The organism is Neorhizobium descurainiae, assembly GCF_051400715.1.
GTDB lineage: Bacteria > Pseudomonadota > Alphaproteobacteria > Rhizobiales > Rhizobiaceae > Neorhizobium.
Genome location: NZ_JBLFFK010000001.1, coordinates 678561 through 695190, shown reverse-complemented (window position 1 = coordinate 695190; position 16630 = coordinate 678561). Strand labels below are relative to the sequence as shown.

21 protein-coding genes and 1 other RNA gene are annotated in these 16630 nt (G+C 62.8%); 4 read left to right on the top strand and 18 right to left on the bottom strand.

From position 1 onward, the window contains the following. Window positions 1-50 precede the first annotated feature (50 nt). The 8 genes from ACMGE0_RS03275 to ruvC form a co-directional block, all read right to left on the bottom strand. On the bottom strand, window positions 51-569 hold the full coding sequence (locus ACMGE0_RS03275) for an NUDIX hydrolase (RefSeq protein WP_436814414.1): 519 nt from the start codon (window positions 567-569) through the stop codon (window positions 51-53). Then, window positions 562-1602 (bottom strand): Holliday junction branch migration DNA helicase RuvB, encoded by a 1041-nt coding sequence (gene ruvB / locus ACMGE0_RS03270; RefSeq protein WP_436814413.1) that lies wholly within the window; start codon window positions 1600-1602, stop codon window positions 562-564. The genes ACMGE0_RS03275 and ruvB overlap by 8 nt, the downstream gene beginning before the upstream one ends. Continuing rightward, window positions 1599-2003 carry a type II toxin-antitoxin system VapC family toxin gene (locus ACMGE0_RS03265; RefSeq protein ID WP_436814412.1) on the bottom strand — a complete coding sequence of 135 codons (405 nt, stop codon included), beginning with the start codon at window positions 2001-2003 and terminating at the stop codon, window positions 1599-1601. Before ACMGE0_RS03265 ends, ruvB begins: the two co-directional genes overlap by 4 nt. Next, window positions 2000-2284 (bottom strand): AbrB/MazE/SpoVT family DNA-binding domain-containing protein, encoded by a 285-nt coding sequence (locus tag ACMGE0_RS03260; protein ID WP_436814411.1) that lies wholly within the window; start codon window positions 2282-2284, stop codon window positions 2000-2002. Before ACMGE0_RS03260 ends, ACMGE0_RS03265 begins: the two co-directional genes overlap by 4 nt. 73 nt (window positions 2285-2357) lie before the next feature. Beyond that, window positions 2358-2975 carry a Holliday junction branch migration protein RuvA gene (ruvA, locus tag ACMGE0_RS03255; RefSeq protein WP_436814410.1) on the bottom strand — a complete coding sequence of 206 codons (618 nt, stop codon included), beginning with the start codon at window positions 2973-2975 and terminating at the stop codon, window positions 2358-2360. A gap of 24 nt (window positions 2976-2999) precedes the next feature. Continuing rightward, window positions 3000-3419 (bottom strand): type II toxin-antitoxin system VapC family toxin, encoded by a 420-nt coding sequence (locus tag ACMGE0_RS03250; protein ID WP_436814409.1) that lies wholly within the window; start codon window positions 3417-3419, stop codon window positions 3000-3002. Further along, on the bottom strand, window positions 3400-3657 hold the full coding sequence (locus tag ACMGE0_RS03245) for an AbrB/MazE/SpoVT family DNA-binding domain-containing protein (protein WP_436814408.1): 258 nt from the start codon (window positions 3655-3657) through the stop codon (window positions 3400-3402). Before ACMGE0_RS03245 ends, ACMGE0_RS03250 begins: the two co-directional genes overlap by 20 nt. A gap of 55 nt (window positions 3658-3712) precedes the next feature. Beyond that, a complete protein-coding gene (ruvC, locus tag ACMGE0_RS03240) occupies window positions 3713-4222 on the bottom strand; it encodes a crossover junction endodeoxyribonuclease RuvC (RefSeq protein WP_436814407.1) in 510 nt (169 codons plus the stop codon). 234 nt (window positions 4223-4456) lie between these two features. On the opposite strand from ruvC, the gene ACMGE0_RS03235 reads away from it, so the two are divergent. Beyond that, window positions 4457-5269, top strand: a complete 813-nt coding sequence (locus tag ACMGE0_RS03235; protein ID WP_436814406.1) for a methyl-accepting chemotaxis protein — start codon at window positions 4457-4459, stop codon at window positions 5267-5269. 113 nt (window positions 5270-5382) lie between these two features. Continuing rightward, window positions 5383-6384, top strand: coding sequence for an LLM class flavin-dependent oxidoreductase (locus ACMGE0_RS03230; protein ID WP_436814405.1), 1002 nt, complete (start codon window positions 5383-5385; stop codon window positions 6382-6384). A gap of 166 nt (window positions 6385-6550) precedes the next feature. On the opposite strand, the gene ACMGE0_RS03225 is transcribed toward ACMGE0_RS03230, so the two are convergent. Further along, window positions 6551-7297 (bottom strand): YebC/PmpR family DNA-binding transcriptional regulator, encoded by a 747-nt coding sequence (locus ACMGE0_RS03225; RefSeq protein WP_436814404.1) that lies wholly within the window; start codon window positions 7295-7297, stop codon window positions 6551-6553. A 179-nt stretch (window positions 7298-7476) separates the two neighbouring features. Here ACMGE0_RS03225 and ACMGE0_RS03220 point away from each other — a divergent pair, with 179 nt between their 5' ends. Then, window positions 7477-7989, top strand: a complete 513-nt coding sequence (locus tag ACMGE0_RS03220; RefSeq protein WP_436814403.1) for a pyridoxamine 5'-phosphate oxidase family protein — start codon at window positions 7477-7479, stop codon at window positions 7987-7989. 22 nt (window positions 7990-8011) lie between these two features. Here ACMGE0_RS03220 and ACMGE0_RS03215 read toward each other — a convergent pair whose 3' ends face one another. After that, the gene (locus ACMGE0_RS03215; RefSeq protein WP_436814402.1) at window positions 8012-8860 is read right to left on the bottom strand and encodes an MBL fold metallo-hydrolase; all 849 of its coding nucleotides are present in this window, start codon (window positions 8858-8860) and stop codon (window positions 8012-8014) included. Between the two features lie 207 nt (window positions 8861-9067). Here ACMGE0_RS03215 and ACMGE0_RS03210 point away from each other — a divergent pair, with 207 nt between their 5' ends. Further along, the gene (locus ACMGE0_RS03210; protein ID WP_436814401.1) at window positions 9068-9799 is read left to right on the top strand and encodes a dienelactone hydrolase family protein; all 732 of its coding nucleotides are present in this window, start codon (window positions 9068-9070) and stop codon (window positions 9797-9799) included. Between the two features lie 28 nt (window positions 9800-9827). Here the strand turns inward: ACMGE0_RS03210 and ACMGE0_RS03205 are convergent, their stop codons facing one another. From ACMGE0_RS03205 to ssrS, 8 genes are all read right to left on the bottom strand, one after another. Next, window positions 9828-10322, bottom strand: coding sequence for a GNAT family N-acetyltransferase (locus ACMGE0_RS03205; RefSeq protein ID WP_436814400.1), 495 nt, complete (start codon window positions 10320-10322; stop codon window positions 9828-9830). Between the two features lie 58 nt (window positions 10323-10380). Beyond that, the gene (locus ACMGE0_RS03200) at window positions 10381-11205 is read right to left on the bottom strand and encodes a TIGR00282 family metallophosphoesterase (RefSeq protein ID WP_436814399.1); all 825 of its coding nucleotides are present in this window, start codon (window positions 11203-11205) and stop codon (window positions 10381-10383) included. Window positions 11206-11216: 11 nt separating this feature from the next. Beyond that, a complete protein-coding gene (locus ACMGE0_RS03195; RefSeq protein WP_436814398.1) occupies window positions 11217-11810 on the bottom strand; it encodes a 5-formyltetrahydrofolate cyclo-ligase in 594 nt (197 codons plus the stop codon). Next, the gene (locus tag ACMGE0_RS03190) at window positions 11807-13078 is read right to left on the bottom strand and encodes a hemolysin family protein (protein ID WP_436814510.1); all 1272 of its coding nucleotides are present in this window, start codon (window positions 13076-13078) and stop codon (window positions 11807-11809) included. Before ACMGE0_RS03190 ends, ACMGE0_RS03195 begins: the two co-directional genes overlap by 4 nt. 256 nt (window positions 13079-13334) lie before the next feature. Next, the gene (locus ACMGE0_RS03185; RefSeq protein ID WP_436814397.1) at window positions 13335-14363 is read right to left on the bottom strand and encodes a sensor histidine kinase; all 1029 of its coding nucleotides are present in this window, start codon (window positions 14361-14363) and stop codon (window positions 13335-13337) included. Between the two features lie 9 nt (window positions 14364-14372). After that, window positions 14373-14816 carry a response regulator gene (locus ACMGE0_RS03180; protein ID WP_436814396.1) on the bottom strand — a complete coding sequence of 148 codons (444 nt, stop codon included), beginning with the start codon at window positions 14814-14816 and terminating at the stop codon, window positions 14373-14375. Beyond that, window positions 14813-16312: a sensor histidine kinase gene (locus tag ACMGE0_RS03175; RefSeq protein ID WP_436814395.1), complete on the bottom strand. Its 1500-nt coding sequence runs from the start codon at window positions 16310-16312 to the stop codon at window positions 14813-14815. The genes ACMGE0_RS03180 and ACMGE0_RS03175 overlap by 4 nt, the downstream gene beginning before the upstream one ends. 128 nt (window positions 16313-16440) lie before the next feature. After that, a non-coding RNA gene (ssrS, locus tag ACMGE0_RS03170) (6S RNA) lies at window positions 16441-16599 on the bottom strand. Window positions 16600-16630: the final 31 nt, after the last annotated feature.

Genomic DNA, 16630 nt, shown 5'->3' with positions numbered 1-16630 from the left:
GGCCTCCTTCGGCAGGAAAACCGAATGAAGCCCCGCGAGGTTCCGGATGGTCAGGATTTAAGGTCGAGGTCGCCGTCGCGCCAGACGAGATGGCGCGGCGTCTCCGGCAGGTTTTCGATCTCCTCGGCGATGAAATAGGGCGGAATGTCGAGCGCTCCGAGTGCCGCCCTGGTCGCCGGCGCCCATTTGAATTCGAGCTCGTGCCCGTCCATCACCCGGTGGACGATATCGGTCGGATGGAAAGGAAACCGTTCCGGCAGTTCCATGAGATAATAGAGGCCGAATTCATGCCAGTTCCGGTCCTCGTAATGGAAGAAATTCTCGACCGACCAGATGAGCCGCCCGACCTTCACCTCGACGCCGAGCTCCTCGACCATCTCGCGCCTCAGCGTCTGCTCCGAGGTCTCGCCGATCTCCGCGCGGCCGCCGGGAAAGGTCCAGAACGGTTCGTGCACGGCGCGGTGGACCAGCACATGACCGTCGCGGAAACCGAGCCCGGCGACGCGCATCTGGAACGCGTCCCTGCCCTTCGTCTTGATGCGGATGCGCCGGTCGTCGGCCCTAGTCATCGTCGAAAGTCATCCGGAACTGCGCCGCTTCGAGATCCTTCGGCGGCTGCATTCCGAGGTGCTTCCACGCGTTTGCGGTCAGGACGCGGCCGCGCGGCGTGCGCTGGATGAAACCCTGCTGGATCATGTAGGGCTCGATGATGTCCTCGATCGCGTCGCGGGGTTCGGAAAGGCCCGCCGCGATCGTCTCGATGCCGACCGGCCCGCCGCCGAAATTCACCGCGATCATGTTGAGATAGCGCTTGTCGAGCTGGTCGAGGCCCATATTGTCGACGAGAAGGCGTGTGAGCGCCTCGTCGGCGATCTCCTTCGTCACCGCCTCGGCCTTCGCCACTTCCGCGAAATCGCGCACGCGCCGCAAGAGCCGGCCGGCGATGCGCGGCGTGCCGCGGGCGCGACGGGCGATCTCGCGGGCGCCCCCGTCGGTCATCGGCAGGCCCATCAGCCTCGCGCCGCGCCGGACGATCAGTTCCAGTTCCTCGACCGTATAGAAGGAAAGCCGGATCGGAATGCCGAAACGATCCCGCAAAGGTGTCGTGAGCAACCCGGCGCGCGTGGTGGCGGCGACCAGTGTGAACTTCGACAGGTCGATCTTCACCGAGCGCGCCGCAGGCCCCTCGCCGATGATGAGGTCGAGCTGGAAATCCTCCATCGCAGGATAGAGGATTTCCTCGACCGCCGGATTGAGCCGATGGATCTCGTCGATGAAGAGCACGTCGCGCTCTTCGAGATTGGTGAGCAGCGCCGCAAGATCGCCCGCCTTGGCGATGACCGGGCCGGAGGTGGAGCGGAAATTGACGCCGAGCTCCTTCGCCATGATCTGCGCCAGCGTCGTTTTGCCCAGCCCCGGCGGGCCGACGAACAGCACATGGTCGAGCGCTTCGCCGCGGTTCTTCGCCGCTTCGATGAAGACCTTGAGATTGGCGCGCGCCTCCGCCTGGCCGGTGAACTCGTCCAGCGACTGCGGGCGCAGCGTCATATCCAGGTCTTCGCCCAGCTTTTCCGGCGATATCATGCGGGCGGTCTCACTCATGCGAGAAGTTCCATTCCGGGCACCTTGCGGGTTGCCTTCACATCGAAGGTCTTCGCGGATTGGCAACCCTCTTCCTGAGAGCGGCAGGCAATCATCGCATCCGCAAGGTCTGCGTTATTCTGTTCGACGAGCCTCAACGCCTTCACGACGAGCGTGTGATTCTCGACAATAAGTCCCCGCGTATGAAGCAGCTTGCCGATGGCAAGTGTCACGTGTTTTCTGCTGAACCCGTATTGTGATCGAAGCGCCCAATCAAGCTCCAGCAACCCAACGAGCGTGACGAATGCGGAATAGTCGCGCCCAAGTTCTTCCCCAAAACGGAGGGCCGCAGCCCGTTGCACGGGGTCATCATCGACAAAAAGCCGGAGGACCACATTGGTATCGAGGCCGAAAACCTTCATTCTGCCGCATCCGCCTGGCTATCGTCGTGCGTATCGCTCGCATTGGCACCACCGGCTTTAAGAACAGTCGCGTCAATTTCTTCCAGCGAGGCTCTTCCCCTGGGAGGCTTGCCGAGCAATCCTGCGAGATCATTGAAATTGACGTTCTTGGGCGTGAGCACAACGTCACCATCGACCACGGAATAGATCAGATGATCGCCAGGCTGCAGACCGAGCGCCTCCCGCATCTCCTTCGGTATCGTTACCTGGCCCTTCGGCGAAAGTGTAACTTCCCACCGCATCCGCTTTCCTTCCTATAAAATCGATTTCGACGGAAATTCTACCAAATTTCCTTCTAACCGGCAAATCGCACACTTACCGGGCCAGTTCCTTCAGCCCCAGCCGGATGAGCTTGGCGCTGTCGGCGCCTTCGCCGCCGGCCTTGAGCGCCGCCGCGACCGCATTGGCCGCCTGGTCGCGCGAATAGCCGAGATTGGTCAGCGCCGAGACGGCATCCGACACGGGTGCGGAGGCCACGCCCTCGCCGATCTCCTGCTTGAGGCCGATATTGGCGGCAGCCTCGCCGGCAAAAGCCGGCGCCTTGTTCTTGAGTTCGGTGACGATGCGCATCGCCACCTTCGGCCCGACGCCCGGCGCGCGTGACACGGCGGTGCGGTCCTGCAGCGCGATCGCGTTGGCGAGTTCGGAAGGCGTCAGCGTCGAGAGCACGGCAAGCGCCACCTTGGCGCCGACGCCCTGCACGCTCTGCAACAGGTTGAACCATTCCCGCTCCAGCGCGGTGAGGAACCCGAAGAGCTTGAACTGGTCTTCCCGGACGTAGGTTTCGATGAACAGCACCACCGCCTCGCCGATGGAACCGATCCTCGAAAGAACGCGGGAGGAGCAGAAGACCTCGTAGCAGACGCCATGCACGTCGACGAGCACGTAATCGTCGCCGATCTCGTCGATAGTGCCTTTGAGCTTGCCGATCATGAAAAGAGTCCGCCAACGATAGGTTTATAAGGGATGGGTTTCGGGGGAGATGATGTCGAGCGAAGGAAAATAGGCGCGGTAGCGGGAGGCATCGCGCGTGAGGAGCCGGTGAGACCGGACAAGCGCATGCGCGCCGATCAGGAAATCCGGCAGCGTGCGGTCGCGCTGCCCGCCGGCTCTTCGATAGGCGAAATGGGCTTTGCCCGCCTGCAAAGCAGCATCATAGGACAAAGTCTCGCGCTTCAAATCGAGCCATCCAAATGCCATGTGAATTTCCAGTTCACTTAACGGCGATGCGGACAACTCCGACCAGATGATGGGATTGAGGACGAGTTCACCTTCCTCAGCGCATCGCTTCAACGCATTGAGCGACCACGCCCTTTCGGACGTCGCCGGTCCAAGCATGTCGATCAGCACATTGCTATCAACGACGGTCGAGATCATCGCGCGGTCCCCGGAGCCATTCGATATACTCGTCGGTAGTCATCCCGCCGCGATCCCAAGTGCCTTCAATGCTGGCCGCCCACTCGTCGAAATTTTTGAACTCGGCTTTGCCTCCCGTTTTGACAAGCATCACTCCTTCGTCGGAGACGACAAAATCCACCTCCGACCCGGGACCGATATTCAATCGATCGCGGATTTCCTTCGGGATCGTAACCTGACCTTTTTCGGTGACTCGCATGGTAATACCTCTGAGGTATTACTTATTGGCCAAACAAGAACAAGTCAAGAACAAACTAGCTCGCGAGCGCTGCGCGCATGCGGTGGCCGCCGCGATTATGGGCGTGACAGATGGCGATCGCCAAAGCGTCCGCCGCGTCGTTTCCCTTGAAATCCGCCTTCGGCATCAGGATCTTCAGCATCATGTGGATCTGCTGCTTCTCGCCGTGGCCGACGCCGATCACCGATTTCTTGACGGCATTCGGCGCATATTCGGAAACCGGCAGTCCCGCCCGCGCCGGCACCAGCATGACGACGCCCCTCGCCTGACCGAGTTTCAGGGTTGCCACCGCATCCTTGTTGACGAAGGTCTGTTCGACGGCAGCCTCGTCCGGCTTATAGGTGTGGACGACATCCGCAAGCCCGTCATGAAGCTGGCAGAGGCGCGAGGCGAGGTCCATCTCGCCGTCCGACGTCACCGTGCCCGATGCGACGAAGCGCAAGCTGTTGCCGAGCGTCTCGATGATGCCCCAGCCGGTGCGGCGAAGCCCCGGATCGATGCCGATGATGCGAATCGTCTCTGTCATGCGCGCGACCTTAGCGCTTTGCCATGCGGGGCGCCATGCCGGCTCGTTTTCAAGGAGCATCGCTCGAAGGGACCGGCTCCCGTCGTCGTTAACCATGTCTGAAAGCTTTTGGGTAGAACCGCGCCAAACGGGCACCGACCTTTCTTTCACCGCGTTGGCTCGCCAGAAAGGGGGAAGCCGAAGCGTGAAGGAGCCGCCCGAATGATACGGGATCGAGATCGGAATGAACTGGAAATGCGGCATTTGCGTACCGTCGTCGACGCTTTGGATGCCGGGTTGAGACGGTTTGCCGCCGGAGATTTGAATGCAACGGTCGATACCCCTTTCCCCGCCCAATTCGAGGGCATGCGGCGGGATTTCAACCGGGGTGTCAGTGCATTGAACGGAACCTTGGACGCCCTCGTCGGCGATGTCCTCGTTCTGCGCAACGAATCCGATACGCTGCGGAGCGCAATGAACGAGAACGCCGGCAAGGATGCCGAGGATAGCGACCGCCTTTCCAAGGCAGCCGCAAGCATCGGCGCCCTGAACCAACGTCTTCGCGAGCAGAAAACACGCGCCCAGCATGCCGCGACCATCGCCTACAATGCCAGGCTCGACATACGGCGCCCAAAGGAGGTGGTTGCGGCCGCGCTAAAGACCATAGAGGCCATCGGGCGGAAGCCGGACGGACCGGCATCGAAAACCGATCTGGAAACACTCTCCCTCGGAACAGAGCAGATCGGCCGCGAACTGGACGCACTCTGTCTCTATCTCGACGCGCTGAACGACCAGCTCGGCATTCTTTCCGAGATGGCCGGAGACCAGGCCGAAATCGCGTCCTCCATATCCAAAGACCTGAAGGATATCTCCAGATCGCGGCATGCCGCCAAGCTGAAAGCCGACATGGCAACGCTTGCGCTGGACCGCATGGACCGGCAGATCGCGGACATCGACCGGAGAGCCAACCGCTTCGTACGCGTTGGCGTCGTCACCGAGCCGCCGCACGATCCGGCACCGCGTGATCCCGGAGCCCGGGGCCCTCATCTGCGGCTCGTCAAATCGTAATCCGCAAAACGGCCCTTCCGCAGTCGGCGAGGGGTCGTATTCCTGGACACGGCTGCCTAAATAGGCGGGATACTTCGTCACCTATCCCGCCCAAGACAAGCCGAGACATGCCGATGATCCCCTTTTCCATTCTCGATCTTTCGCCCATCGGTGAAGGTTATTCCGTGCGCGACGCGCTCGACCAGTCCCGCCGCATGGCGATCAAGGCCGAGGAGCAGGGTTACAAGCGCGTCTGGCTCGCCGAGCATCATGGCATGCCCGGCATTGCGAGCGCCGCCACGTCGCTGGTGATTTCCCATGTCGGCGCAGCCACCAGGACGATCCGCGTCGGTTCGGGCGGCATCATGCTGCCCAACCATTCCCCGCTCGTCATCGCCGAACAGTTCGGCACGCTGGAGGCGCTGCTGCCCGGCCGCGTCGATCTGGGACTCGGCCGCGCACCGGGAACCGACATGCGCACGGCAAGCGCGCTTCGCCGCAATCTCGAAGCCGGTGCGGAGAACTTTCCGCACGACATCCTCGAACTGCAGCGCCTCCTGGACGCGCCGGAAAAGGATCAGGGGCTGCTCGCCGTTCCGGGCATGGGCGCGCATGTGCCGATCTGGCTGCTCGGCTCCAGCCTCTACAGCGCCCATCTCGCGGCAGCGCTCGGCCTGCCCTATGCCTTCGCCTCCCATTTCGCGCCCGACATGCTGATGGAGGCGATCGCCATCTACCGCGAGCGCTTCCAGCCCTCGCTGGAACTCGAAAAGCCCTATGTCATGGTCGGCGTGATGGGCGTCGCGGCGGAGACCGACGCGGAGGCCGAGCGGCTTTTCACCTCCTCGCAGCAACAGTTCGTCAACCTGCGCAAGAATGTCCGCACGCCCTTCCCCAAGCCGGTCGACAGCATGGAAGGCTTCTGGACGCCGATGGAGAAGATGAGCGTCGAGCATACGCTGCGTTACGCGGCCGTCGGCTCGGTCGCGACGATCACGGCGAAGCTCAAGGATTTTCTGGAGGAAACCCAGGCCGACGAGCTGATCGTCTCCATGCCGGTCCACGACATCGACGCGCGCCTGCGCTCGGTCGAGCTGTTCGCGACCTTGCCGATGATGGAGAAGGTGAAGGCGTAAATTTACGGAGTGGGGCCATTGCCCCTCATCCGCCTGCCGGCACCGTCTCCCCGCTTCCCGGGGAGAAGGAAGTATGCCGCGCCGTTTCCTCACCCAAAACGCTGCTTAGGGCACGTCCCCTCTCCCCGCCTGCGGGGAGAGGTTTAGGGTGAGGGGCAAAACAATCTCAGGCCGAGAGCTTGGCCATGACCTCGTCGGAGACTTCGAAGTTCGAATAGACGTTCTGCACGTCGTCGTCGTCCTCCAGATTGTCGATGAGCTTGATGAGCGACTGCGCCTTTTCCTCGTCGACCTCGATCGTGTTCTGCGGCTTCCAGATCGCCTTGACCGTCTCGGCGTCGCCGAGGGAGGCTTCGAGCGCCTTCGACACTTCGCCGAGGCTTTCGAAGGCGCAGATGATCGTGTGCCCGTCCTCGTCGGAGGTCACGTCGTCGGCGCCCGCTTCGATCGCCGCTTCCATCACCCTGTCCGCGTCGCCGACGCCTGGCTTGTAGGTGATCTCGCCCACATGGTCGAAGGAGAAGGACACGGAGCCGGTTTCGCCGAGCGCGCCGCCCGCCTTGGTGAAGATCGAGCGGACGTTGGAGGCGGTACGGTTGCGGTTGTCGGTCAGCGCCTCGACGATGATCGCCGTGCCGCCCGGGCCGTAACCTTCGTAACGGACGGAATCGTAGCTTTCGGCATCCGCGCCGGACGCCTTCTTGATGGCGCGGTCGATATTGTCCTTCGGCATGGACTGCGCCTTGGCGTTCTGGATCGCCAGACGCAGCGCCGCATTCATGGTCGGGTCGGGCAGGCCCTGCTTGGCAGCGACGGTGATTTCGCGCGCGAGCTTGGAGAACAGCTTCGACCGGATCGCATCCTGGCGACCCTTGCGGTGCATGATGTTTTTGAACTGTGAATGGCCAGCCATGGCACCCCTGACGCTTTATCTTGTTTGGGAATGGCGCCTTATAATTTCGAAGCCCAGCGCGTTCAAGGCTTTTCCGTTCAAGGGATTTTGCCGGGGATCAGGCTTTCCACCCGCCGATCCCGGAACAAAGCCAAGGGCTTGCGGTTTCTCTATGGAACGAAGAACCAAGGAGACCGCTCATGGCAAGCCTCACCGAAGCCCGCGAAGCACCGGAACGCCAGCTCTGGGACGAGATCAACAGCATCCACGCCGGCATGCTCGGCATCGAAGGTTCGCACATGCATTTCCAGCCTATGGCGCCGAATGCCGACCCGAAGAGCAGCACGATCTGGTTCTTCACCAAGACGGATACTGATCTCGTGCGCGCCATTCGCGCCGGGACGCGGGCGCATTTCTGCGTCGTCGGCAAGAACCACGATTATCACGCTTGCCTTTCCGGCACGCTGGAAATACGCAAGGATCCGGCCAGGATCGACGAATACTGGAGCGCCGTCACGGCCGCCTGGTATGAGAACGGCAAGGAGGACCCGCAGCTCACCATGCTCGCCTTCCGGGTCGACGATGCGGAGATCTGGGCCTCCACGGACAGCGCGCTGAAATTCGGCTGGGAGATCGCCAAGGCGAACCTGAAGGACGAGAAGATGCCGGAGGTCGGCGTCAAGCAGCACCTCGCCTTCCCGCAGTTCCACTGATCCAAGCGGCCGGTGCGGACGCTCAAAGTCCCTGCGGCACCATGATGGTCGGTTTCTTCGGCAGGCTGCGCATCGAGACCCGGATGACCGGCTCCTTCGCATAGGTTATGTCGAACCGGCCGTCGAACATGGCGAGAAAACTGTCGAGTGGCGGTCCCCAGCGGTGCATCGGCAGGATCAGTGAGGAACGCAGACGCTGCACGACGCGGCTCATGCTGTCCGCCCCCATCGTCAGCCCGCCGTCCACCGGCACCATCAGAATGTCGAGCCGGCCGATCTCCGTATACTGCTCCTCGGTGAGCTCGAAATGCAGATGGCCGAGATGGCCGATGCAGAGGCCTGCGACCTCGAAGATGAAGATCGAGTTGCCGTTTTCCTCGACCCCGCCGCCCCAGGAGCGGATGTCGGAGACGACGTTGCGGATATAGACATCCCCCACCGTCAGACGATGCTCCGCCTTTTCGCCCGGCACGTCGCTCCAGCCGTGCAGGACATGCTTGATGGCGGGGTCGGGGCTCAGCGTATAATGGGTGGAATGGGCCTTGTTCATCGTGACCACGTCCGGCAGCCTTTGCGGCTGATAGGCGCCGCTGTAATCCGTGGCGATCCCCACTCCTTCCGGCGTCTCGATGAAATAGGTGGAATGGCCGACGAAGGTGATCCTCACCTCTTCCCTTTCGGCCAGCGAAAGCTGCCTGTCTGCCTGGACGAGCTGCAGGCCGGACGGTTTGAAGCTCGCGAACGTGACGCCGGGCAGCCGGCTCGCGATCGCCTGGCACTGGCTGACGGGGAGCCCCGCATCCTGCGCCAGCGCCGCAAAGGCGGAAAGAAGAAGCCCGGAGAGACCGAATGCGAGAGCCCGTAGCATCATGCCACTCCCCAAAGAACCGCGTGCATGCTCATTCCCGGGCGAGAAGATGCGGCAATGCGAAAGACCGGTCCAGCCGGAATTATCGCGGCCGGCCTCACAATTCTGTCATTGGTGGAGGCGATGGAATTGACTATTGAAAAGCTGTGCGGCCGCCCGAATTGAGGTCGCCGGCACTGCGATATGGCGCGTGCGGAAAGGGATATTTCGATGAAGCAGGATATTGAGATCAGGACGGCGGACGGCACCGCCAAGGCCGCGGTCGTCAGGCCGGAAAACGGCGCCGCGACCGACAAGGGCGTCATCATCTACATGGACGCTTTCGGCCCTCGCGAAGCCCTGTACCGGATGGGCCAGAGGATCGCCGATGCCGGCCACATCGTGCTCGTTCCCGATCTCTATTACCGCTCCGGCGCCTATGAACCTTTCGATGCGAAGACCGCCTTCAGCGACGAGACCACCAAGACGAAGCTTCGCGGCATGATGCAGGCGACCACCCAGGAACTGACCGCCCGCGACGGCGCAGCCTTCATCGACGCGCTGACAGCGGCAGGCGCCACGGGCGCGATCGGCGCCGTCGGCTATTGCATGGGCGGAGGCCGCGCGCTGACCGCCGCGGCGCGCTACCCCGACCGCATCAAGGCGGCCGCGAGCTTCCACGGCGGCAATCTGGCGAGCGAGGCGGAAGACAGCCCGCACAGGCTGGCCGACAGGATCAAGGCGCGCGTTTATGTCGGCGTCGCCGGCGTCGACAACTCGTTTCCGCCGGAACAATCCGCCCGGCTCGCCGAAGCCCTGCGCATCGGCGGCGTCGATCACGCAATCGAAAACTATGTCGGCATGGCGCATGGCTGGACGGTGCCGGACCACGGCGTTTACGACAGAACCGGTTCGGAACGGCATTTCAAGCGCCTGCTGACGCTGCTTGAGGAAGCGCTTTAAGAGAGCCTCATGGGCCGCGCGATGCGGCCTATTGCTCGAAGGCAGGCGCGAATTTCAGGACGCCGGACGGTGCCTCGCCCCGAAGCACGATCCTCTGGACGAACTTCGGGTCGATATCCGCATAGCGCAAGCTGCCGTCGCTTTCGAAGCCGACGCGGCCGTATATTTCCGGACTGCCGACAAGGGCGCAGCCTGCCGCGCCTCTTTCCCTCAGGAGCTCCAGGCCTTTCAGGATCAGCGCCTTGCCGATGCCCTGCCGTTGCCGGCCGGGCTTCACCGAGATCGGCCCGAGCCCGAACCATCCGCCATGGACGCCGTCCACCGCAACCGGGGAGAAGGCGACATGGCCGATGACTTCGCCATTCTCTTCGGCAACGAGCGATATCGTCAGGTCTCCCGAGGCGCGCAGATCGTCTATGATGCGCGCTTCCGTGTTGCTGCTGAACGGCATCGGCTCGAAAGCTGCCCGCGTCAGATCGCGGATGGCGTCAATATCGGCGGCGTTTTCGTATCTGATCAGCACGGGCCCCTCCTTGGACGTACGTTTGGGAATGCCGGACGGGCGCTGCCCCGAAGCCGGCTTAACTCCAGAACGCCGGAATTGTCTCCGCCAGCCTGGGGCCGATCCTGAGCGGCGCGATCTTTTCCGCAAGCCCGGTGGCGTCGGAAATCTCGACGCCGAGGCCGCAGAGGGTGGCCGGGCCCGTCGCCGCCTCGAAACGGCCCTTCGGCATTTTCGAGATGAAGCGGTTGAGCGGCTCCTCCTTGTCCATGCCGAGCGAGCTGTCGTAGTCGCCGCACATGCCGGCATCCGACATGTAGCCCGTGCCGCCATTCAGGATCTGGCAGTCGGCCGTCGGCACGTGCGTGTGCGTTCCCACGACGAGGCTGGCGCGTCCGTCCACGAAATGCCCGAAACACTGCTTCTCGCTGGTCGCCTCCGCATGGAAGTCGAAGACGATCGCATCCGCCTGCTCCTTCAGCGGACAGGCGTCGAGGATCGCCTCGGCGCTCTTGAACGGGTCGTCGAGCTCCGGGTGCATGAAGACGCGGCCCATGATGTTGGCAACCAGGACACGGGCGCCGTTGCGGGCGAAGTAGAGGCCGGAACCCCGGCCCGGCGTGCCGGCGGGATAGTTGGCGGGCCTCAGGAACTGGTCGTGGCGGCCGGCGAAGGTCACCGCCTCCTTCTGGTCCCAGACATGGTTGCCGGTCGTCACCACGTCCGCGCCGGCGTTGATCGTCTCGAGGAAGATCTCCTCCGTGATGCCGAAGCCGCCGGCGGCATTCTCGCCGTTGACGATGACGAAATCGAGCTTCAGGTCGGCGACGAGGCCGGGCAGCTTTTCCCAGACCGCCGTACGGCCGGTCTTGCCCACCATGTCACCCAGAAACAATAGGCGCATTCTGATCCAATCTATGCCTGGCCCGGATGTTCGAAGGGCCGGTAGCCGCTCTCCGTCAGGATCGCGTCAAGTCTGATGTCGTGAGGTTCAAAGGGAACAGATGCCACTTCCTGGCAGTCGAAGGCAATGCCGATCAGCTTCGGCCTGCGGCCTTTTTGATGCAGACGGTGAATCGCCCGGTCGTAATAACCGCCCCCATAGCCGATCCGGTGGCCGGCCGCGTCGAAGGCCGAAAGCGGCATCAGCATGACGTCCGGGTCGAGTTCGGCCGCTTCCGGGCCGGGCCCGAAAGTGCCGAACGTGCCGGGCACCAGCTCGGCACCGCGGATGAGCTCGCGGAAGACGATCGTCCGCTTGTCGAGGATGACGGGGACGCAGAGGCGCGCGCTGCGGTCCCTCAGATGAGCCATCAGCGGACGCGGATCGACCTCCGAACGGATCGGCAGGAAACCGGAGACGATCGCGCCGGCATCGAAATGGATCGCGGCCTCCCCGTGCGAGGCGATCGTGAGGCTCTTCTCGACCCGCTCGACCGGCGGGATGGCGTCGCGGGCGGCAAGCCGCTCCGCGCGCAGTTCCGCCTTGCTCCTGCCGCCGTCCGTCACGCCTTTTCCACCGCCTTCTTCACGAGCAGCTTGTCGATGCGGCGGCCGTCGAGATCGATGACCTCGAAAGTCCAGCCATGGGTCGAGAAGCTTTCGCCGAGTTCCGGCAGATGCTTCAGTTCATCGAGAACGAAGCCGGCAACGGTCTCGTAGCCGGGGTCCTCTCCGATCGGAACCCCCATCTGCTCGGCGAATTCGTCGACCGGCATCCAGCCGGCGACGAGGAACGAGCCGTCGTCGCGCGGCACGATCGCCGGTTCTTCCTCCTCGTCCTCCTGGAAGACGCCGGTGATCGCCTCCAGAATGTCGCCGGAGGTGATGATGCCTTCGAAATGGCCGTATTCGTCATAGACGAGCACCATATGGGCCGGCGCCCGGCGCAGTGCCTGGATGACGTCGAGCGCGCCGGTGAGGTCGGAGACGACCGGCGCCTCGCGCATCAAAGCCTTTACGTCGAACTGCCGGCCGCCCGCGATGAAATCATAGGCGTCCTTGACGAAGAGCACGCCGAGGATCTCGTCGGAACTGCCCTTGCGCACCGGCAGGCGCGAGCGTTGCGTCGCCCGAAGCTGCACGCGCAGCTCTTCCAGACCGTCCTCGGTATCGACGACCTCGACGTCGCGGCGCGGCGTCATGAGGCCCCGCGCCGTGCGGTCGGCGAGCCGCATGACGCCGGAGATCATGGCGGATTCCTCCGTCTCGATCACGCCTGCGCTCTGAGCCTCGGCAAGAACGGTGCGGATTTCCTCGTCGGTCACCCGCTCGCCCGACTCTCCCTTCTGGCCAAGCACGCTGAGGACGAAACGGCCGGAAATATCCAGGAACCAGACGATCGGTGCACCGACCTTCGAAAGCAGCATCATGGCGGGCGCCAAGCGGGCGGCAACCGTTTCGGGTGCGCGCAGCGCGATCCGCTTGGGAACGAGCTCGCCGACGATCAGCGACAGATAGGTGATGGCGACGACCACGATGCCGACGCCGAGCCAGTCGGCAAGGTTGTCGGACATGCCCTGCTCTTCCAGCCACAGGGTGAAGCGCGTGCCGAGCGTGGCGCCGGAAAAGGCGCCGGAGAGGACGCCGACCAGGGTGATGCCGATCTGGACGGTCGAAAGGAAGCGGCCGGGATCTTCTGCGAGGCGCATGGCCGTTGCCGCCCCTCTGTTGCCCTGTTCGGCCATGACCTTCAAACGAACGGGGCGGGATGAAACGACGGCGAGTTCCGACATTGCCAGGACACCGTTCAGAACGGTGAGTGCAATGACGATGATAATTTCGGTTAACAAAAGGGGCTCTTTAGCTAGGACAATATTCCTGCGCGCAAAACGGAATGCACCGCCTTTGAGAGCGGCCTGCCTCGACACGACCGCGCCCACAGGCGCCTCGCCGGCAAAGTTTCGCGCACAGCTCGGAAAACCGGGACCGGTTCTCGGAGCTGTGCACCTTCACTTGCAACGGGAAATCATAAGGTCGCGTTCCATCCATTGCAATGGCTGGAACAAAATCATACCGAGGCACTCGGATTTTTCAGGTCAGGCTGACCGTCAGCTCGGCGCGGGTGCCGGAAATATCCGGCACGTAGTGGATGGTCGAGCCGAGCGTCGCGGCCATGGATTTGACGATGCGGCTGCCGAGGCCCGTGCCCTTCGGCTGGTCGCCCTCGCGCCAGCCGATCCCGTCGTCCTCGACCGCGAGAAGCGCGCTGCCCTCGTCCTTTCGCTTGAAGAGCACCCGCACCTCCCCTTCGACACCCGCCGGATAGGCGTATTTGAGGGCATTGGTGAGGAGCTCCGTGACGATCATGCCGACGGAGACGGCGCGGTCGGAGGCCAGCGACACCGGTTCCGCCTCCAGCCGGATCGACGGCCTTTGCTGGTCGTTGACCGTGTCCTGAACCTCGCGCACCAGCGTGCCGAGATATTTGTCCATCTCCACATGGCGGACGTCGTCGGACGTATAGAGGCTGCGATGCATGCCGGCGATCGCGGTGATGCGGGCCTGGGTCTCGGCGAGCGCCGCCTTGACGTCTTCGTTCCTGCTGCTCGAGACCTGCAGGCGGATGAGCGCCGCGACCAGCGCCAGGCTGTTGGCGACGCGGTGGTTGACTTCCGCAAGCAGGACTTCGGCGCGTTCCTTGCCGAGGCGGATTTCCTGCTCGGCCTTTTCCTGGGCGCGACGCAGCTCCGCCGTGGCGATGCCCTGCCGGATTGCGCTTTCCATCAGCGGCCAGAACTCGTCGCCGACCGTCTTGATGACATAGTCGGACGCGCCGCTCTTCAGCGCGTCGATGGCGATCGTCGCATCGCTAGATCCGGTGACATAGATGACGGGAATGTCCGAGCCCCGATCCTTCAGCCGGTGAAGAATGTCGAGCCCGGTGCCTGTCTTGAGATAATGGTCGAGCACGACCGCATCGATGCCGCCTCTTTCCACCGCCTCCATCGCCGATGCCTGATCCGCCACCTGGACAACCTGGTAACCGGCACGGCCGAGGTGACGTTCGGCAAGTCTCGCGAGGGCAAGGTCGTCATCGACGTAGAGAATGGTTTGCGGCATCGCGTCTCGTCATTGTCCGGGTATCTGCATGACGGCAAAGAACAGCCCGAGCTGTCTGATGGCATGCGCAAAACTGTCGTAATCGACCGGTTTGGTAATGTAAACGTTGGCGCCGAGGTCGTAACAGCGCTGGATTTCGCGTTCGTCGTCCGTGGTGGTGAGGATGACCACCGGCAGCCGTTTCGAGTGGGGGTTCGACTTCACCTTCTCCAGGATGTCAATACCCGACATGTCAGGCAGGTTGAGATCGAGAAGGATCAGGAGATAGCGGTCTTGGCTGGCCATGCCCGAACGGTCCTTGCCGAGGATGTAGTCGAGCGCCTCGTTGCCGTTGGTGAAGGGGACGATCTCGTTGTTGACCCCGGCGCGGCGGACATTCTTCTCGATCAGGCGCGCATGTCCTTCGTCGTCCTCGATCATGACGATGGTGACTTCTTTTCCGGCAGCTTTCATTGCCCGTGACTCCTGACATACTGGGACAAATCCGTGGGCAGACGGATGATGAACGTCGCTCCGCCGCCCAATGTGGACGTCACCGTAATCTCGCCCCCTAAATTTCTGACTAACGAACGTACGTGAGCAAGGCCTATCCCCTCGCCCGGCATGTTCTGGACACCGGACCGGCGGAAGAGCTCGAATACCCGCTCGTGATCCTCGGGCGCGATCCCGCGGCCGTTGTCGGCGACCTCGATACGGATCGAACTCCGTCCGATCTGCATGGCCTTGACCGAAAGCGTAAGCGGGCGGTCGGGGTGCTTGTACTTTATCGCATTGTCGAAAAGATTACCGAAAATCTGTTCCATCGAAAATCGGTCGGTAATAAGGCTGCGCACGGCACCGACCGAGATTTTCATCTCGCCGCCCGCCTCGCTGACCTGGTGGTAGATGCTTGCGGCCGTCGCCTCCAGGAGGTCCTGAAGGTCGATCTTCTCAGGCTTGAGCTCGCGCCGGCCATCGCGGGAGATCTTGAGGATCGCATTGATGAGGCTGTCCATCTTCTTCGTCGACGAACGGATGAAGCCGATCGCTTCCGGCAGATCCTCCTCGACCGCCTGGCGCGCCTCGATCACTTCGTTTTCCGTCAGTGACGCACCGTCGGCGAGCACGAAGGTGGAAATCGCCTTCAGGGTCGCATCGAGTTCGCTCGTGAAGCCCATGATGTTGACGAGCGGCGCGCGCAGGTCGTGCGAGACGATATAGGCATAGCGCTGGATTTCGCGGTTCGCCTGGATGAGGTCTTCGGTGCGCTCGCTGACGCGCTCCTCCAGACTGGCGTTCAATTCCTCCACTTCGGCGCGCGCCCGCTGCAATTCGCGGACATGCTGTCCGACGACCGCGATTGCGCCGCCGAGCACCAGGATGATGAGGATGCCGCCGCCGATCGTGAGCCACTGCAGCGACGAGGCTGAATCATGGAGTTCCTCGATACCGGAATTGAGCCGGCCGTCCATATCGCGGATCACCTGGCTGAGGATGGCGCTGATCCCGTCCATAACCTGACGGCCATAGGCGCCCTTGACGATCGCCACGGCTCCGGAAAAATCGCCTCGTCTGCCGAGATCGACGGTTCCTTCCATTTCCTGACGTTTTTCGTCCACCAGGCGATCGAGCTGATCCAGAGGCACGCGGACGGAACCCTGCGCCGCCACCGCCGTTTCGAAGCGTTCTCGGAGACGGGGCAGGTTGGCGGCGGCATTCGTATAGAGGGTCAGAAATTGCTCGTCCTGAGTCAGGAGATAGCCGCGCTGGCCGGATTCGGCCGCGCGGAGGTTGAGCAGCACGTCCGAAGCCGCGCTGCGAACATCGCGCAACCTCACCACGTCCTGAAAATAGGTCTGCGTCATCCGCCCCAGGAAAAAGGAGGAGAGCACGATCGCCACCAGGACGGCGCTGCCGATCACAAGCATCAGGAGCGACGACCGGGCAAAGGTTGTATTCAGAAAACGCATGCGGAGGAGCCGGTGATTGGACGGGACGGCAAGAACTTGGTGGTATGACGCCGGTTGTCAAGCACCCTGACAAGACAGGATGCCCGCCGAGCGGCCAGGTTTTCGGAAAACAGGCTGGAAGAGAAAGAGCGCGATCCACGGCGACCGATGGATGTTTACGATCCTGGGCGCCTACAAACGTAGGTGGGCACCGTGTGTCCAGGCCCACGGGCCTGGTCAGGGACAGCTCCCTTTGGATCGAGTATGGCCCCAGGGATTGTGGTTCCTGTCGGGAAGCGCAGACCGCGACCGCCAATATAGGAAGGAAACCGGATTCGC

Bases quoted from the DNA above. Each gene is read 5' to 3' on its own strand.
- ACMGE0_RS03275 (WP_436814414.1), bottom strand. From the start codon at position 569: ATGACTAGGGCCGACGACCGGCGCATCCGCATCAAGACGAAGGGCAGG.
- ruvB (WP_436814413.1), bottom strand. From the start codon at position 1,602: ATGAGTGAGACCGCCCGCATGATATCGCCGGAAAAGCTGGGCGAAGAC.
- ACMGE0_RS03265 (WP_436814412.1), bottom strand. From the start codon at position 2,003: ATGAAGGTTTTCGGCCTCGATACCAATGTGGTCCTCCGGCTTTTTGTC.
- ACMGE0_RS03260 (WP_436814411.1), bottom strand. From the start codon at position 2,284: ATGCGGTGGGAAGTTACACTTTCGCCGAAGGGCCAGGTAACGATACCG.
- ruvA (WP_436814410.1), bottom strand. From the start codon at position 2,975: ATGATCGGCAAGCTCAAAGGCACTATCGACGAGATCGGCGACGATTAC.
- ACMGE0_RS03250 (WP_436814409.1), bottom strand. From the start codon at position 3,419: ATGATCTCGACCGTCGTTGATAGCAATGTGCTGATCGACATGCTTGGA.
- ACMGE0_RS03245 (WP_436814408.1), bottom strand. From the start codon at position 3,657: ATGCGAGTCACCGAAAAAGGTCAGGTTACGATCCCGAAGGAAATCCGC.
- ruvC (WP_436814407.1), bottom strand. From the start codon at position 4,222: ATGACAGAGACGATTCGCATCATCGGCATCGATCCGGGGCTTCGCCGC.
- ACMGE0_RS03235 (WP_436814406.1), top strand. From the start codon at position 4,457: ATGCGGCATTTGCGTACCGTCGTCGACGCTTTGGATGCCGGGTTGAGA.
- ACMGE0_RS03230 (WP_436814405.1), top strand. From the start codon at position 5,383: ATGATCCCCTTTTCCATTCTCGATCTTTCGCCCATCGGTGAAGGTTAT.
- ACMGE0_RS03225 (WP_436814404.1), bottom strand. From the start codon at position 7,297: ATGGCTGGCCATTCACAGTTCAAAAACATCATGCACCGCAAGGGTCGC.
- ACMGE0_RS03220 (WP_436814403.1), top strand. From the start codon at position 7,477: ATGGCAAGCCTCACCGAAGCCCGCGAAGCACCGGAACGCCAGCTCTGG.
- ACMGE0_RS03215 (WP_436814402.1), bottom strand. From the start codon at position 8,860: ATGATGCTACGGGCTCTCGCATTCGGTCTCTCCGGGCTTCTTCTTTCC.
- ACMGE0_RS03210 (WP_436814401.1), top strand. From the start codon at position 9,068: ATGAAGCAGGATATTGAGATCAGGACGGCGGACGGCACCGCCAAGGCC.
- ACMGE0_RS03200 (WP_436814399.1), bottom strand. From the start codon at position 11,205: ATGCGCCTATTGTTTCTGGGTGACATGGTGGGCAAGACCGGCCGTACG.
- ACMGE0_RS03185 (WP_436814397.1), bottom strand. From the start codon at position 14,363: ATGCCGCAAACCATTCTCTACGTCGATGACGACCTTGCCCTCGCGAGA.
- ACMGE0_RS03180 (WP_436814396.1), bottom strand. From the start codon at position 14,816: ATGAAAGCTGCCGGAAAAGAAGTCACCATCGTCATGATCGAGGACGAC.
- ACMGE0_RS03175 (WP_436814395.1), bottom strand. From the start codon at position 16,312: ATGCGTTTTCTGAATACAACCTTTGCCCGGTCGTCGCTCCTGATGCTT.